This is a genomic window from Mycobacterium sp. IDR2000157661, from assembly GCF_022317005.1.
GTDB lineage: Bacteria > Actinomycetota > Actinomycetes > Mycobacteriales > Mycobacteriaceae > Mycobacterium.
The window spans coordinates 3273896-3290176 of the sequence record NZ_CP081006.1; the positions used below are offsets into that span (position 1 = coordinate 3273896).

13 protein-coding genes and 1 pseudogene are annotated in these 16281 nt (G+C 68.3%); 12 read left to right on the forward strand and 2 right to left on the reverse strand.

The features are described 5' to 3' along the window. Positions 1 to 104 precede the first annotated feature (104 nt). From K3G64_RS17145 to K3G64_RS17170, 6 genes and pseudogenes are all read left to right on the forward strand, one after another. A complete protein-coding gene (locus tag K3G64_RS17145; RefSeq protein WP_238886013.1) occupies positions 105 to 278 on the forward strand; it encodes a hypothetical protein in 174 nt (57 codons plus the stop codon). 323 nt (positions 279 to 601) lie between these two features. Beyond that, positions 602 to 2575 (forward strand): 2-oxoacid:acceptor oxidoreductase subunit alpha, encoded by a 1974-nt coding sequence (locus tag K3G64_RS17150; protein WP_370646970.1) that lies wholly within the window; start codon positions 602 to 604, stop codon positions 2573 to 2575. Next, a complete protein-coding gene (locus K3G64_RS17155; protein WP_238886017.1) occupies positions 2572 to 3708 on the forward strand; it encodes a 2-oxoacid:ferredoxin oxidoreductase subunit beta in 1137 nt (378 codons plus the stop codon). Before K3G64_RS17150 ends, K3G64_RS17155 begins: the two co-directional genes overlap by 4 nt. Before the next feature lie 10 nt (positions 3709 to 3718). Beyond that, positions 3719 to 4306: a molybdenum cofactor guanylyltransferase gene (gene mobA, locus K3G64_RS17160; RefSeq protein ID WP_238886019.1), complete on the forward strand. Its 588-nt coding sequence runs from the start codon at positions 3719 to 3721 to the stop codon at positions 4304 to 4306. A 1148-nt stretch (positions 4307 to 5454) separates the two neighbouring features. Beyond that, positions 5455 to 5682, forward strand: a pseudogene (locus K3G64_RS17165) (transglycosylase family protein); the annotation flags it as partial. A 212-nt stretch (positions 5683 to 5894) separates the two neighbouring features. Next, a complete protein-coding gene (locus K3G64_RS17170) occupies positions 5895 to 6404 on the forward strand; it encodes a transglycosylase family protein (RefSeq protein ID WP_238886023.1) in 510 nt (169 codons plus the stop codon). Here K3G64_RS17170 and K3G64_RS17175 read toward each other — a convergent pair. Together K3G64_RS17175 and K3G64_RS17180 are read right to left on the reverse strand one after the other, a co-directional pair. Beyond that, on the reverse strand, positions 6370 to 6594 hold the full coding sequence (locus tag K3G64_RS17175) for a VOC family protein (RefSeq protein ID WP_238886025.1): 225 nt from the start codon (positions 6592 to 6594) through the stop codon (positions 6370 to 6372). The genes K3G64_RS17170 and K3G64_RS17175 overlap by 35 nt on opposite strands. Beyond that, on the reverse strand, positions 6591 to 7757 hold the full coding sequence (locus tag K3G64_RS17180; protein WP_238886027.1) for an FAD-dependent oxidoreductase: 1167 nt from the start codon (positions 7755 to 7757) through the stop codon (positions 6591 to 6593). Before K3G64_RS17180 ends, K3G64_RS17175 begins: the two co-directional genes overlap by 4 nt. A gap of 36 nt (positions 7758 to 7793) precedes the next feature. Here K3G64_RS17180 and K3G64_RS17185 point away from each other — a divergent pair, with 36 nt between their 5' ends. The 6 genes from K3G64_RS17185 (at position 7794) to ndk (ending at position 16096) form a co-directional block, all read left to right on the forward strand. Further along, entirely contained in the window at positions 7794 to 9809 is a 2016-nt protein-coding gene (locus tag K3G64_RS17185) for a S9 family peptidase (protein WP_238886028.1), read from the forward strand. Positions 9810 to 9819: 10 nt separating this feature from the next. Continuing rightward, positions 9820 to 11076, forward strand: a complete 1257-nt coding sequence (locus tag K3G64_RS17190) for a saccharopine dehydrogenase family protein (RefSeq protein ID WP_238886029.1) — start codon at positions 9820 to 9822, stop codon at positions 11074 to 11076. A gap of 96 nt (positions 11077 to 11172) precedes the next feature. Beyond that, a complete protein-coding gene (locus tag K3G64_RS17195) occupies positions 11173 to 13830 on the forward strand; it encodes a valine--tRNA ligase (RefSeq protein WP_238886030.1) in 2658 nt (885 codons plus the stop codon). Continuing rightward, a complete protein-coding gene (folC, locus tag K3G64_RS17200; RefSeq protein ID WP_238886031.1) occupies positions 13827 to 15269 on the forward strand; it encodes a bifunctional tetrahydrofolate synthase/dihydrofolate synthase in 1443 nt (480 codons plus the stop codon). Before K3G64_RS17195 ends, folC begins: the two co-directional genes overlap by 4 nt. 41 nt (positions 15270 to 15310) lie before the next feature. Next, the gene (locus K3G64_RS17205) at positions 15311 to 15649 is read left to right on the forward strand and encodes a DUF4233 domain-containing protein (RefSeq protein WP_238950760.1); all 339 of its coding nucleotides are present in this window, start codon (positions 15311 to 15313) and stop codon (positions 15647 to 15649) included. 27 nt (positions 15650 to 15676) lie between these two features. Beyond that, positions 15677 to 16096 carry a nucleoside-diphosphate kinase gene (gene ndk / locus K3G64_RS17210; RefSeq protein WP_238886032.1) on the forward strand — a complete coding sequence of 140 codons (420 nt, stop codon included), beginning with the start codon at positions 15677 to 15679 and terminating at the stop codon, positions 16094 to 16096. Positions 16097 to 16281: the final 185 nt, after the last annotated feature.

Genomic DNA, 16281 nt, shown 5'->3' on the forward strand with positions numbered 1-16281 from the left:
GGCGGGCGACTCCTGATGCGTGTTGGCTGCGAATTCATCGGATCGACACCGGCTGCGATGCGCGTCACCGTGCCGGATGGCTCAGGATCGGCACAATGGAGGTCATGGATGTTGATCCCGGACGCCCGCGCGGGGCCGCCTGGCGTGATCCACTCTCGATGGGTTTCACGGCGCACCGGCAGGTGCTGCTGCTCAAACTGCGCTGGCACGAACGGCGGCAGACGCGGCCGGCGAGCATGCGCCTGCGGCGGCACCGGGTGTCCCCAGGGCAGCGCTGACACCGCTCGGGCGATCCCGGCGCAGGACGATCCGGCAACCGCTTCCGCAGTGCTAGCCGGTGGCTACCGGCCAGTAACCGATTTCCTTAGAATCGGCCGTCTCGCGAACGTGACGAATAACACAGTTGTGTCTCACGGGAGCGTGGCGCATGCCGATTGAACTGCGCGTTCGCTGTGCCTGATGCCGCCGCCGCCCCGCGAGTCGGGTAAAGGGCTACCTAAGGAAAGTGCAATAATCGGTACTAGCAGTGACATCAAAACTTTGGTGACGTCCAGCGACGGCGCGTCTGCTCGACTGCGACTCGGAGGACTTCGCCACACAGGTGGAAGGCGGGCGCCCAGTGGCGGCGAAGGACAACGCGGTCAGTCCGGGGAGTGCTGGTCCTCGGCAGAAGCTCGAGAAGGTCGTCATCCGGTTCGCCGGCGACTCCGGTGACGGCATGCAGCTCACCGGTGACCGCTTCACCACCGAGGCGGCGCTGTTCGGCAACGACCTTGCCACCCAACCGAACTACCCCGCCGAGATCCGCGCGCCACAGGGCACACTGCCCGGCGTGTCGTCGTTCCAGATCCAGATCGCGGACTACGACATCCTGACCGCAGGCGACCGCCCCGACGTACTCGTCGCGATGAACCCCGCCGCACTGAAGGCCAACGTCTCGGACCTGCCCCGCGGCGGGCTGATCATCGCGAACTCCGACGAGTTCACCAAGCGCAACCTCGCCAAGGTCGGCTACGACGCCAATCCGCTGGAGACCGACGAACTGTCCGACTACGTCGTGCAGCCGGTGGCCATGACCACCTTGACGCTGGGTGCGGTCGAGTCGATCGGCGCCTCCAAGAAAGACGGCCAGCGCGCCAAGAACATGTTCGCCCTCGGACTGCTGTCGTGGATGTACGGCCGCGAACTCGAGCACAGCGAGGTGTTCATCCGCGAGAAGTTCGCCCGCAAGCCCGACATCGCCGAGGCCAACGTGCTCGCGCTCAGGGCCGGGTGGAACTACGGCGAGACCACCGAGGCGTTCGCCAGCACCTACGAGGTGTCGCCGGCCAAGCTGAAAGCCGGTGAGTACCGCCAGATCTCGGGAAACACCGCGCTGGCCTACGGCTTGGTCACGGCGGGCCAGCTCAGCGATCTGCAATTGGTGCTCGGCACGTATCCGATCACGCCGGCCTCAGACATCCTGCACGAGCTGTCCAAGCACAAGAACTTCAACGTGCTGACCTTCCAGGCCGAAGACGAGATCGCCGGTATCGGGGCGGCGATCGGCGCGTCGTACGGCGGCGCGCTCGGCGTCACCAGCACTTCGGGCCCGGGCATCTCGCTGAAGTCGGAGGCCATCGGCCTGGCGGTGATGACCGAGCTGCCGTTGATCGTCATCGACGTGCAGCGCGGCGGTCCGTCGACCGGCCTACCGACCAAGACCGAACAGGCCGACCTGCTTCAGGTCCTGTACGGCCGCAACGGAGAGTCGCCGGTCGCGGTGCTGGCCCCGCGTTCTCCGTCGGACTGCTTCGACATCGCGGTGGAAGCCGCTCGCATCGCGGTGAACTACCACACCCCGGTGGTCATCCTTTCCGACGGCGCCATCGCCAACGGCTCTGAGCCGTGGCGGATTCCGGACGTCACCGACTACACGCGCATCGAGCACACATTCGCCAGCCCCGACCAGCCGTTCCAGCCGTACGCCCGCGACCCGGAGACCCTGGCACGTCAGTTCGCCGTTCCGGGCACGCCCGGTCTGGAACACCGGATCGGCGGGCTGGAAGCCGCCAACGGTTCGGGAAACATCTCCTACGAGCCGAAGAACCACGACCTGATGGTGCGGCTGCGGCAGGCCAAGATCGACGGCATCACCGTCCCGGACCTCGAGGTCGACGATCCGACCGGAGACGCCGAACTGCTGATGATCGGATGGGGCAGCAGCTTCGGGCCGATCGGTGAGGCGTGCCGGCGGGCACGGCGCACGGGCACCAGGGTCGCCCAAGCGCATCTGCGCAACCTCAACCCGTTCCCGGGCAACCTCGGCGAGGTGCTTTCGCGATACCCGAAGGTGGTGTGCCCGGAGATGAACCTCGGCCAACTCGCGCTACTGCTGCGCGGCAAGTACCTCGTCGACGTTCAGTCGGTGACGAAGGTGGAGGGCATGGCGTTCCTGGCCGACGAGGTCGAGGGGATCATCGACGCTGCGCTCGACGGAACGCTCAATGAAAAGGAAATCGACAAGGCCAAGTTCGCACGCCTGGCGGCCGCTACGGTCGAGGTGGGCGCGACTGGCGTGGGAGCGAACGCATGACGACAGCGAGTAGCGAAGCGGATCGCGCATCGCGCACAGCGAGTAGCGAAGCGGATCGCGCATCGGAACAGTTGATCGGGGTTGACCTCGGGCTGACCAACGGCACCAGCCGGGTCCCCACGACCGACCAACCGCAGAAGTCCAAGGACTTCACCAGCGACCAGGAGGTCCGCTGGTGCCCGGGGTGCGGTGACTACGTCATCCTCAACACCATCCGCAACTTCCTGCCGGAGTTGGGACTGCGCCGCGAGAACATCGCCTTCGTCAGCGGCATCGGCTGCTCCAGCCGGTTCCCGTACTACCTGGAAACCTACGGATTCCACTCGATCCACGGCCGCGCCCCGACCATCGCGACCGGTCTGGCGCTTGCGCGCGAGGACCTGTCGGTGTGGGTGGTCACCGGTGACGGCGATGCGTTGTCGATCGGCGGCAATCACCTGATCCACGCGCTGCGCCGCAACATCAACATCACGATTCTGCTGTTCAACAACCGGATCTACGGCCTGACCAAGGGCCAGTACTCGCCGACGTCCGAGGTCGGCAAGGTCACCAAGTCCACGCCGATGGGGTCGCTGGACTATCCGTTCAACCCGGTGTCGCTGGCGCTGGGCGCCGACGCGACCTTCGTCGGCCGTGCACTGGACTCCGACCGCAAAGGGCTGTCCGAGGTGCTGCGCGCGGCGGCCGCTCACCGGGGTGCGGCGCTGGTGGAGATCCTGCAGGACTGCCCGATCTTCAACGACGGCTCCTTCGACGCGCTGCGCAAGGAAGGCGCCGAGGAGCGGTTGATCAACCTGCAGCACGGCGAGCCGATCACCTTCGGCGCCGACGCCGCGTACTGCGTGGTCAAGTCCGGATACGGCCTGGAGATCGCCAAGACGGCCGACGTGTCGGCCGACGAGATCGTCGTCCATGACGCGACCCTCGAGGACCCGGCGTACGCGTTCGCGCTGTCGCGGTTGAGCGAGCAGAATCTCGAACACATGGTGATGGGCATCTTCCGGCAGGTGAGCAAGCCGACCTACGACGATGCGGCCCGCCAGCAGGTCGCCGCGGCCCGCGAGGCGCGACCGCACGACACGGCGGCTCTGCAGTCGCTGCTTCGCGGCAAAGACACCTGGACCGTCGACTAACGTCTCAGCAATGACGAGCACCGTTCCGCTGGCCGCGGTAATCCTGGCGGGCGGGGCGTCCCGTCGCATGGGCCGGGACAAGGCCACGCTGCAGTACCACGGCACCACGCTGGTCGAGCGGATGGTCGAGATCCTCACGCCCCGGTGCGCGCCGATCTTCGTGATCGCCGCGCCGGGACAGTCGCTGCCACCGCTGGACGCTTCGGTGCTGCGCGACGAGGTCAGTGGGGTGGGTCCGCTGCTGGCGACAGCACGCGGCCTGCTTGCCGCCGCGGACGCGGGGCGGGAACTGGCGTTCGTGGTCGCCGTCGACATGCCGCTGCTGTCGGTCGACTTGCTCGACGAGCTGGCCGGACCGGCCGTACGGCTCGGAGCCGAGGTGGTGCTGCCCTGGGACGGCCGCGACCATTACCTTGCCGGCGTCTATCGCACCGCACTGGCCGCCCGCGCAGCCGAGTTGGTGGCGGCAGGTGAGCGCAGCATGCGCGCTCTGGTCGACCGTGCGGACACCCAGCGGATCGTGATGCCCGAGCAGGCGTCGCTGACGAACGTGAACACCACGGGCGATCTGGCTGCGCTCCGCCCGCAAAGGGTCTAGCAAACCTGATTCCCTTGCCATATCGGATGAAGGCAATATGTAGCGTCGCGTCGGGTGTGCTGGGGATTGGCCGTGGGTGTGTGAACGGCAGGACGGTCGTAGCGCCTACCGCACGACTGCGGCGCTATCGGGTACTCGACCTATCGACCGTAATCCCTTGTCCACGTTCGGCTTCCGGCTGCCATGGTGGCCGGACTGGATGCCCGTGAGAGTGGGAATGCCCAGTGCGGCTGTGACATCCGCGCTGTGTGAGGTCGCCGAGTTCGAGTGACGGTGCCCGGCGCGCGGTGCCGGCGTCGGCCCGGGTGATAACGGGACCGCACCCGGCGTCGCTCAGGCGGTGAAAGCTGCTTTTTCAAAGGCGTTTTCATGGGCAATCCCTCGGAGGTGCTCGGCGTCAACAGGTGTCGACAACGGTCAACTGACAACAGCCATCGTCTCTATTGACCGGCGCCACAACCATTTCGGAGATGCGCCTAAAGCATTGTCATCAATTCAGGTCTCAGCGAACCCGATTGCCCACTGGTCGCCCGTGACGATGCTGCTCGGCGGCGATTACGTTTCGCCCGCTGCGTCTTTCGCGGCGCATACTCCGCCGTATGGATGCTCTGGATAAACGTGTCCCAGGCCACATTTCGGCCGTGATATGGCTCACGTGGGCGGGCCGGGCCGCTGCGAAGTGCAGTGTCGCGAAACGTCGCTACGACCAGCGATAACGAAAAGACCTCGCGGTCGTGATCTCGCCGTGATCCGGCCGCGACACGACTCCGGCCGAGATGACTTTCGTTCGAGACGTTTGTAGCGTCCGGAACGGCTTCACACGGAGCAAATAACTCAAAACCACGAACCTGCGCGTGAGTGGGGCTGCGATCGGGGCCACGGGCCCCTGGCGGCCGCCGGCGGTCGATACCCCGGCGAGGCATGTTTCGTCTCCCGCTGCCGCACCCGACCGAGACGGTGCGGCCCTTCACCCCGGCCTGTAACAGGCAATTCGCGCCCGTGCGTTCCGCACGGGTGTCGGTGGCGCGCGCTTGGCGAAAGGATCGAAGTTGAAGAACATCCGCAAGACGTTTGGCCTCGCGACCTTTGCCGGCGCCGTCGCTCTCGCACCGATGGCTCTGGCCACGGGCACCGCCAACGCGGACAGCGGCGTGAACTGGGATGCCATCGCGGCCTGTGAGTCGGGCGGCAACTGGGCGATCAACACCGGTAACGGCTACTACGGCGGCCTGCAGTTCAGCATGAGCACCTGGCGGTCCAACGGCGGCAGCGGCTCCCCGCACAATGCCAGCCGTGAGGAGCAGATCCGGGTCGCGGAGAACACGCTGCAGAGCCAGGGCATCGGCGCGTGGCCGACCTGCGGCGGGCGCGGCTAGTAACAAAGCGCGAGACGAGGCGGTGCCGGTGCGAACCGGCGCCGCCTCTTCTTTCTCAGAGGCCCCTTACACCAGATAAGTAACGAATAAAACTTTTGACCCTCGCGTAACACGTGACGTCCATCACCCGACACACCGGATAACCGCGGCGCGGAACACGCCAGTTCCTCACTTGCGGGCCTTGTTCAAACGGTCGGGGAAGGACCGCAGTGATGAAGATTCGCAACGCAGTCAGTAAGGGCCTGTTGGCCGCCGTCATCGCGGGCGCACTGGCCGTCGTGCCCATGGCGCTGTCGGAATCCTCGTTGGCCACTGCCAGCGCCGATTCCGTCAACTGGGACGCCATCGCCGAGTGCGAGTCCGGCGGCAACTGGGGGATCAACACCGGCAACGGCCACTACGGCGGCCTGCAGTTCAAGCAGGCCACCTGGGCCGCCAACGGCGGCGTCGGGAATCCGGCGACGGCCTCGCGCGCCGAGCAGATCCGCGTCGCGGAGAACGTCCTGCGCACCCAGGGACTGAAGGCCTGGCCGAAGTGCGGCGCCAAAGCCGGCGCACCCACCAGGCCCGCCGTGTGGACCAACCCGGCGCGGCCGACCGCACCGGCCACCACCACCGGATGCGCCGCGATGCCGTCCAGCGGCCTGTTCGGCTTCGTCAACCCCCGTCAGATGTGCACCGCGCTGCTCAACCCGTTGGGTGCGCTCGGGACAGCACGCTGACCTCATTGCCCTGCGGATCGGCCGGCCCACCGAGGTCGAAGTGCACGCGGTTCTTCACCGTCTTTGGCCGCTCCTGCCCGACGACTTGCAGGCGTCGCTGCGCATCGGCGCCCAACACCGCCGCCCAGAACGCCGCCACGGCCGGCGGGTCGGCCGCCTCGACCACCAGCGGGCCCAGCCGAAGTGTCACCCCGACCGCAGATCGCGGTCGCTGGGCATCCGGAACGCCGACCGGGCGGCGACCGTGGCCAGATGCCGGGTCAGCAGCGCCTCTGGCCCCAGCGCCGTCGCACGGCTCGCGAGCGCGCTCAGCAGCGGCGGCAGGTTGACTATGCGGCCGATCGTCGCCGACTCGCGCACCAGAGCCCGTACCCGCGGCCGCCGGAACCTGGTGAACCGGGCGAACGCAGAGGCGATGTCGTCGCTCCCGTCGACGAACCTCGCTAGCACGGCCGCATCCTCCAGCCCCTGGCAGCCGCCCTGTCCCAAGTGCGGTCGCATCGGGTGGGCGGCGTCACCAACCACGACCACCGGGCCGCGCGACCACTGCCTCGCCTGATCGCGGTCGTAGAGGTCGTTGCGCAGCACGTCGCGGGGGTTCGTGGACGCCAGCACCTCGGCAATGGGCTGAACCCAGCCGCCGAACCGCTTCATCAGATAGGCCAGCTCACCATCCGGGGCCGTCGTCGCCTCGGCGACGCGCTCGGTGGCGAACCAGTAGGTGTGGTCGGCGCCCATCGGAACCAGCCCGAACTCCACGGCCGGGCCCAGCACTTCGCCGGCGAGGTCGGGGTCGATCCGGCAGTCGGCCACCCCACGCCACGCCGTGTAGCCGACGTAGCGGTTATGCAGCGCGCCGTTGAGGTGGCGCGCCACCACCGAATGCGTGCCGTCGGCGCCGACGACCGCATCGGCCTCGATGACGGTGCCGTCGGTGAGGGTGACCCGTGCGCCGTCGGCGGTGACGGTCAGCGTGTCCGCCGGGACGCCGCAGCGCAGACTGCCATCGACGAGAGCGTCGGTCAGGATCGCGGTCAGCGCGGAGCGGCGGATGACGACGAGCGGTTCGCCTAGAGCCTTGACGATTCGTTGGGGCGAGGGGCGCCGCAGCCAGGTTCCGTCGCGCCAGCGCAGGGCGCCCGCGGTGATACGGCCACCGGCGTCGCGCACGTGGTCACCGAGACCGATCTCGTCGAGCGCGGCGAGGGCGTTGGGCCAGATGCTGATGCCTGCGCCCGACGACGTATCGGTGCGCTCCTCGACGAGCGTGACATGGTGTCCCCGCTGCTGTAGGGCGACGGCGCTCGCCAGGCCGGCGATGCCCGCGCCGACCACCAGGATTCGCTTCGGCACCCGTCGAACGTAACGTGCTGTGCTACGAACGGGGTCATGTCTGCGACGGTTCCCGGGTCCGCTGCTCCGCCCGCCGCTCCGTTCGACGACCTCGACCACTACATGGCACTGCCGCGCGTGTCCGGGCTGGCGGTCTCGGCCGACGGCGACCGGCTGGTGACCACCGTCGCCGAACTCAACGACAAGCGCACCGAGTACGTCAGTGCCGTCTGGGAGGTGGATCCGGCCGGTGTGCGACCGGCGCGACGGTTGACCCACGGTGCCAAGGGCGAGTCGGCGCCGGCGTTCGCCGCCGACGGCGACCTGTTGTTCGTCGCGGTGCGGCCCACCGCCGACGACGACAAGCCGCCCGCCGCGCTGTGGCGACTCCCGGCAGCGGGCGGCGAGGCGGTGCGGACGTTGTCGCTGCCTGGCGGCGTCGACTCCGTACGTCCGGCCCGCGAGGTCGACATCGCGGTGGTGCGGTCGTCGCTGCTGCCCTCGGCTCGTGACCTCGACGACGACCGCCGGCTGAGGGACCTGCGCAAGGACAACAAGATCAGCGCCATCCTGCACAGCGGGTATCCGATCCGGCACTGGGACAGCGACCTCGGGCCCGCCGAACCCCACCTGCTGCGGTTGGGTGCGGCGGATGGGCAGGTCGACGACCTCACGGCCGCGCCGGGCGGTGCGCTGCGCGAGTGCGAGTTCGACGTCAGCGCCGACGGCCGATTCGTCGTGACGACCTGGCAGCGGCCCGCGCCGGGTGCATCGCGGCACTCGGTGCTGGTGCGCATCGACATCGACACCGGCGAGCGATCCGTGATCGTCGAGGACGCCGAGGCCGACGCCTGGAGCCCGGCCATCGCGCCCGACGGCTCGGCGGTGGCCTACATCGACGAGTCGTTCTCGACACCGCAGCAGGCGCCGCGAATGAGCCTGCGCTGTCTGCGTTTTGACGGATCATCGGTCGCGCTGGCCAGTGAGTGGCAGCGGTGGCCAGCGTCGGTGACGTGGTCGCGCGACGGGTCGGCGGTGATTGTGACCGCCGACCAGGACGGCAGGCGTCCCGTCTTCCGCGTCGACATCGCCGACGGCGCAGTCACGCAGTTGACGTTCGACGACTACTGCTACACCGACGTGGTCACCGCGCCCGACGGGGTGGTCTTCGCCCTGCGCAGTTCCTATGCCGCACCGCCGCACCCGGTGCGCATCGAGCCCGACGGCACCGTGACCGAACTGCCCTGCGTCCCCATGCCCCAACTGCCCGGCACGCTGACCGAGGTCGAGGCGTCGGCCGAGGACGGCACCCGCATCCGGTCGTGGCTGGTGCTGCCGCCGGGGGAGGCCGAGGCGCCGCTGCTGCTGTGGATCCACGGCGGCCCGCTGAGTAGTTGGAACTGCTGGTCGTGGCGATGGAACCCCTGGTTGCTCGCTGCGCGGGGCTACGCCGTGCTGCTGCCCGATCCCGGTCTGTCCACCGGCTACGGCCAGGACTTCATCCAGCGGGGCTGGGGCGCCTGGGGCGGCGCACCGTTCGAGGATCTGATGGCCGCCACCGACGCGGCGTGCGCCCATCCGCGCGTCGATGCGGGGCGCATTGCGGCGATGGGTGGGTCCTTCGGCGGGTACATGGCCAACTGGGTCGCCGGCCACACCGACCGGTTCGACGCCATCGTCACCCACGCCAGCCTCTGGGCGCTCGATCAGTTCGGTGCGACGACGGATTCGTCGTACTACTGGCTGCGCGAGATGACCCGGGAGATGGCCCAGGAGAACTCCCCGCACCTGCACGTGCACCGAATCGCCACACCGATGCTGGTGATCCACGGTGACAAGGACTTCCGCGTGCCGATCGGCGAGGCGCTTCGGCTGTGGTACGAGTTGCTGACCCACTCGGCGCTGCCCGCCGACGAGGAGGGGGTGAGCCCGCACCGGTTCCTGTACTTCCCGTCGGAGAACCACTGGGTGCTCACGCCGCAGCACGCCAAGATCTGGTACCAGGTGGTCACCGCGTTCCTGGCCCGCCACGTGCTCGGAGAGGACGTCGAGGTGCCCGAGACGCTCGGGTAGCGTCGCGGACATGAGCCAATCGCAGCGCGAATTCGACATCGTCGTGTACGGGGCCACCGGCTTCGTGGGCAGACTCACCGCCGATTACCTGGCCCGTGCCGGGGGAGACGCGCGCATCGCCCTGGCGGGCCGCTCGCCCGACAAGCTGCTCTCCGTGCGAGACACGTTGGGGGAGAAGGCGCAGTCGTGGCCGCTGATCACCGCCGACGCATCGCAGCCCTCGACGCTGAACGAGATGGCGGCGCAGGCCCGTGTGGTGGTGACGACCGTCGGGCCCTATGCCAAGTACGGCTTGCCGCTGGTGGCGGCGTGCGCGGCGGCCGGTACCGACTACGCCGACCTGACCGGTGAATCGCTGTTCGTCCGCGAAAGCATCGACCTCTACCACAAGCAGGCCGCCGACACCGGTGCGCGCATCGTGCATTCGTGCGGATTCGATTCCATCCCTTCCGATCTCACCGTGTTCGCGTTGTACCGCCAGGCGCAGCGGGACAACGCCGGCGAACTCACCGACACCAACCTGGTGGTGCGGTCCTTCGCCGGCGGGGTGTCTGGCGGCACCGCTGCGTCCATGGTCGAGGTGATGCGCGCGGCGTCGACCGACGAGGAGGCGCGGCGGGTGATGAACGACCCCTACACGCTCACCCCGGACCGCGCCGCCGAACCCGAGTTCGGCGTACAGCCGGATCTGCGGTGGCGCCGTGGCCGCGAGATCGCCCCTGAACTCGCCGGCTACTGGGTCGGCCCGTTCGTCATGGCCACGGTGAACACGCGAATCGTCCGGCGCAGCAACGCATTGCTCGACTACGCCTACGGTCGACGCCTGGAGTACGGCGAGCAGATGAGCATGGGCAAGTCGGCGTTCGCTCCGGTCGCGGCCGCGCTCGCCGCCGCAGGAAACTCCGCGACCGTGGCGCTGGGCAGCCGCTTCATGAACCGACTGCCGTCCGGCCTCGTCGAAAGGGCACTGCCCAAACCCGGCACCGGCCCGAGCGAACGAGTACGCGAACGCGGCCACTACACCGTCGAGACCTACGCCGCGACGACCGGCGGCGCGCGGTACCGGGCGACGATGTCGCAGCAGGGCGACCCGGGCTACAAGGCGACGTCGGTGTTGCTCGGTGAGAGCGGGCTGGCGCTGGCGCTGGACCGCGACCGACTCTCGGATCTGCGGGGCGTGCTCACGCCCGCCGCGGCGATGGGCGACGCGTTGCTGGCCCGGTTTCCCGGCGCCGGCGTGGTGTTGGAAACCACGCGGCTGTACTGACCGATTCCGGGTGGTCTGCGCGACGCAAACCGCCCTTGAACAGCGGCGTGTCGGGGCACCTCCCGCCTGCCCGCGCCGGATTCCTAGAATTGCGGGGTGACCGCCATCCCCGATTCGGCCGCCGCCGCCCTGCCCAAGTCCTGGGACCCGGGCGCGGTGGAAAGCGAACTCTACGAGGGCTGGGTCAGCGCCGGCTATTTCACCGCCGACGCGTCGAGCGCCAAGCCGTCGTATTCGATCGTGCTGCCGCCGCCCAACGTGACGGGCAACCTGCACATGGGCCACGCGCTGGACCACACGCTGATGGACGTCCTGACCCGGCGCAAGCGCATGCAGGGCTATGAGGTGCTGTGGCTGCCTGGCATGGACCACGCGGGCATCGCCACCCAGTCCGTGGTCGAGAAGCAACTGGCCGTCGACGGCAAGTCGAAGGAGGACTTCGGCCGCGAATTGTTCGTCGACAAGGTCTGGGACTGGAAACGTGAATCCGGCGGCACCATCGGCGGGCAGATGCGTCGCCTCGGCGACGGCGTGGACTGGAGCCGCGACCGGTTCACGATGGACGACGGTCTCTCCCGCGCGGTGCGCACCATCTTCAAGCGTCTCTACGACGCGGGCCTGATCTACCAGGCCGAGCGGCTGGTGAACTGGTCACCGGTGCTTGAGACAGCGATCTCCGACCTCGAGGTCAAGTACGAAGACGTCGATGGCGAACTGGTGTCCTTCCGCTACGGCTCCCTCGACGACGCCGAACCCCACATCGTTGTCGCCACCACCCGGGTGGAGACGATGCTGGGCGACACCGCGATCGCGGTGCATCCCGACGACGAGCGCTACCGGCACCTGGTCGGCAAGACGCTGCCGCACCCGTTCCTCGACCGCGAGATCGTCATCGTCGCCGACGAGCACGTCGACCCCGAATTCGGCACGGGTGCGGTCAAAGTCACGCCCGCCCACGACCCCAACGACTTCGAGATCGGGCTGCGCCATCAGCTACCCATGCCCTCGATCATGGACACCAAGGGCAGGATCATCGGGACCGGAACACATTTCGACGGACAGGACCGCTTCGAGGCGAGGGTGGCGGTCCGTGAGGCGCTGGCCGAGCAGCGGCGCATCGTCGAGGAAAAGCGGCCCTACGTCCACAGCGTCGGGCACTCCGAGCGCAGCGGTGAGCCGATCGAGCCGCGGCTGTCGCTGCAGTGGTGGGTGAAGGTCGAATCGCTGGCCAAGGCGGCCGGTGACGCGGTTCGCCACGGCGACATCACGATTCACCCGCCCAGCCTGGAGCCCCGCTGGTTCGCGTGGGTGGACAACATGCACGACTGGTGCATCTCGCGCCAGCTGTGGTGGGGCCACCGCATCCCGATCTGGCACGGACCGGACGGCCAAACCGTCTGCCTCGGGCCGGACGAGACGCCGCCGGAGGGCTGGGAGCAGGACCCCGATGTGCTCGACACGTGGTTCTCTTCGGCGCTGTGGCCGTTCTCCACCATGGGCTGGCCCGACCCGACGCCCGAACTCGCGAAGTTCTACCCGACGACGGTACTGGTCACCGGCTACGACATTTTGTTCTTCTGGGTGGCGCGGATGGTGATGTTCGGTGGGTTCGTGTCTGACGACGACACGATCACCCTCGGTGGGCAGCGCGGCCCGCAGGTGCCGTTCGAGAACGTGTTCCTGCACGGGCTGATTCGCGACGAGCATGGCCGCAAGATGAGCAAGTCGCGGGGCAACGGAATCGACCCGCTGGACTGGGTCGAGCAGTTCGGGGCCGACGCACTGCGCTTCACGCTGGCCCGCGGCGCCAGCCCCGGCGGCGACCTGTCCATCGGCGAGGACCACGCCCGCGCGTCGCGCAACTTCGCGACCAAGCTGTTCAACGCCACGAGGTTCGCGTTGATGAACGGCGCTGCGCCGGCGCCGCTGCCGGATGCCGCCGAGCTCACCGACGCCGACCGGTGGATCCTCGGCCGCATGGAAGAGGTTCGCGCCGAGGTGGATTCGGCGTTCGACGGTTACGAGTTCAGCCGGGCCTGCGAATCGCTGTACCACTTCGCATGGGACGAGTTCTGCGACTGGTACGTCGAATTGGCCAAAGTGCAGTTGGGACGAAGGGAACACACCGCTCACACGACAGGGGTGCTTGCCTCGGTGCTCGACACGCTGCTCAAGTTGCTGCACCCGGTGATGCCGTTCGTCACCGAGGTGCTGTGGAAGACGCTGACGGGTGGTGAGTCGGTGGTGATCGCCGACTGGCCCGCCCCGAGCGGTTTCGCGGTCGATGCCGAGGCCACGCAGCGGGTTGCCGACATGCAGAAGCTGGTCACCGAGGTGCGCCGGTTCCGCAGCGACCAGGGCCTGGCCGACCGCCAGAAGGTGCCGGCGCGGTTGACGCACATCGCCGAGGCTGATCTGACGGCGCAGGCGCCCGCCGTTCGTTCCCTGGCGTGGCTGACCGCCGACGATGAGGGGTTCCAGCCGACCGCGGCGATCGAGGTGCGGCTCACCCGCGGCACCGTGACCGTGGAGGTCGACACGTCTGGCACTGTGGACGTCGCCGCAGAACGGCGCAGACTCGAGAAGGACCTGGCTGCCGCACAGAAGGAATTGGCAACCACCACCGGCAAACTCGGCAACGAGGCGTTTCTCGCCAAGGCCCCCGCCGATGTCGTGGCCAAGATCCGCGACCGTCGACAGCTGGCCTCCGAGGAGGTCGACCGCATCACCGCGAGGCTCGAGTCGCTGAGATGAGCGAGCCGGAGCCGCTACCTCCGGCCGAGGTTCCGACGCCGGACGAGATCGCGGCGCTGCTGCAGGTCGAGCACCTGCTCGATCAGCGATGGCCCGAGACCAAGCTGGAGCCGAGCACTACTCGGATCGCCACGCTGATGGAGCTGCTGGGCTCGCCGCAGCGCACCTATCCGGCGATCCACATCGCAGGCACCAACGGCAAGACGTCGGTGGCCCGGATGGTCGACGGCCTGCTGACGGCGTTCAGCCGCCGCACCGGCCGCACCATCAGCCCGCATCTGCAGTCCGCGGTCGAGCGCATCTCCATCGACGGCCACCCGATCTCGCCGGCGCAGTACGTGGAGACCTACCGCGAGCTCGAGCCGTTCGTGCAGATGGTCGATCAGCAGTCCGAAGGGGCGGGCGGCCCGGCGATGAGCAAGTTCGAGGTGGTGACCGCGATGGCGTTCGCCGCCTTCGCCGACGCGCCCGTCGACGCCGCCGTCGTCGAGGTCGGGCTCGGTGGCCGCTGGGACGCCACCAACATCGTCAAGGCACCCGTCGCGGTCATCACCCCGATCGGGGTGGACCACGCCGAGTACCTCGGCGACACCATCGCCGACATCGCAGCCGAGAAGGCCGGAATCATCGCCGAACAGGAAGCCGACCCGGTGCCATCCGGCGCGGACTTGAGCACCGTGGCCGTGATCTCGCGCCAGGTACCCGAGGCGATGGAGGTGCTCCTGGCGCAGGCCGTACGCGCCGACGCGGCCGTCGCCCGCGAGGACTCCGAGTTCGCGGTGCTGGGCAGGCAGGTCGCGGTCGGCGGTCAGCTGCTCGAACTGCAGGGACTCGGCGGTGTCTACACCGACATCTACCTGCCTCTGCACGGTGAGCACCAGGCGCACAACGCGGTGGTGGCGCTGGCCGCGGTGGAGGCCTTCTTCGGTGCGGGCGCTCAGCGCCAACTCGACATCGAAACGGTGCGGTCCGGGTTCGCGGCGGCGACCAGTCCGGGTCGCCTCGAGCGGATGCGCAGCGCACCAACGGTTTTCATCGACGCCGCGCACAATCCCGCCGGTGCCGCAGCGCTGGCGCAGGCGCTCGGCGAGGAATTCGACTTCCGCTACCTCGTCGGCGTCGTGTCGGTCATGGGGGACAAGGACGTCGACGGCATCCTGGCCGCACTCGAGCCGGTGTTCGACCAGATCGTGGTGACGCACAACGGCTCCCCGCGCGCACTCGACGTCGCGACGCTGGCGCTGAACGCCGAGCAGAGATTCGGACCGGAACGCGTCATCACCGCCAGTACCCTTGCCGACGCGATCGAGACGGCCACCGCGATCGTCGAGGAGTCGGCCGAGGAGGGCGAATTGTTCGGTGGCGCCGGGATGGTGATCACCGGTTCCGTTGTCACCGCCGGAGCGGCGCGCACGCTGTTCGGAAAGGATCCGCAGTGACCGAGCAGCAACCCGACCCGTGGAAGAGCTTCCGCGGCGTGATGGCCGGCACGCTGATCCTGGAGGCGATCGTGGTGCTGCTCGCGCTGCCGGTGGTGGGCAAGGTCGGCGGCGGGCTGACACCGGCCAGCACCGCCTACTTCGTCGGGCTCGCGGTGGTGCTGGTGCTGCTGTGCGGGGTGCAGGGGCGCCCGTGGGCGATCTGGGTCAACCTGGCCATGCAGCTGGTGCTGATCGCCGGCGTCTTCATCTACGGGGCGGTCGGCATCGTCGGGGTGATCTTCCTGATCGTGTGGCTGATGATCGCCTATCTGCGCGCCGAGGTTCTGCGCAGGCAGCGACGCGGGGAGCTGCCGGGACAGCAGCATCCCGCCGAGTAGTCAGCCGGGACGGCTATCCTGTCGGCCGTGACTGAGCCGACTGAGCGCACCCTTGTGTTGATCAAGCCCGACGGCGTCAAGCGGCGTCTGGTCGGCGAGATTCTCAGCCGAATCGAACGCAAAGGTCTGTCCATCGCGGCGTTGCAGCTGCAGCACGTCAGCGACGAAGTGGCCCGCAAGCACTACGCCGAGCACGACGGCAAACCGTTCTTCGACTCGCTGCTCGAATTCATCACCTCCGGTCCGGTCGTGGCCGCCATCGTGGAGGGCCCGCGGGCCATCGCCGCGTTCCGCCAGGTCGCCGGCGGTACCGACCCGGTCGAGAAGGCCGCACCGGGCACCATCCGCGGCGACTTCGCGCTGATCACCCAGGACAACCTCGTGCACGGCTCGGATTCGCCGGAGTCGGCCAAGCGCGAGATCGAGCTCTGGTTTCCCGGTAACTAGACCGCGGCAAACAGGCCCAGTCGCCCCGCTTGGTCGGGGCGCGCGGGGTGATGTGGGATACTTGCCTCGGGTAGCCGGTCAATAACCGGGGCCGGAAGCCCGAATGAAGACTTAGACGTGCGCGACCATCGCCACGCGTGATGCGGCGCAGACCGTCCAGCCATCATTCAGACCGGCGCCGGGAT

Excerpts from the sequence above, each read along its gene's own strand:
- mobA (WP_238886019.1), top strand. The coding sequence starts at position 3,719 with ATGACGAGCACCGTTCCGCTGGCCGCGGTAATCCTGGCGGGCGGGGCG.
- K3G64_RS17170 (WP_238886023.1), top strand. The coding sequence starts at position 5,895 with ATGAAGATTCGCAACGCAGTCAGTAAGGGCCTGTTGGCCGCCGTCATC.
- K3G64_RS17190 (WP_238886029.1), top strand. The coding sequence starts at position 9,820 with ATGAGCCAATCGCAGCGCGAATTCGACATCGTCGTGTACGGGGCCACC.
- K3G64_RS17185 (WP_238886028.1), top strand. The coding sequence starts at position 7,794 with ATGTCTGCGACGGTTCCCGGGTCCGCTGCTCCGCCCGCCGCTCCGTTC.
- K3G64_RS17145 (WP_238886013.1), top strand. The coding sequence starts at position 105 with ATGGATGTTGATCCCGGACGCCCGCGCGGGGCCGCCTGGCGTGATCCA.
- K3G64_RS17205 (WP_238950760.1), top strand. The coding sequence starts at position 15,311 with ATGGCCGGCACGCTGATCCTGGAGGCGATCGTGGTGCTGCTCGCGCTG.
- folC (WP_238886031.1), top strand. The coding sequence starts at position 13,827 with ATGAGCGAGCCGGAGCCGCTACCTCCGGCCGAGGTTCCGACGCCGGAC.
- K3G64_RS17155 (WP_238886017.1), top strand. The coding sequence starts at position 2,572 with ATGACGACAGCGAGTAGCGAAGCGGATCGCGCATCGCGCACAGCGAGT.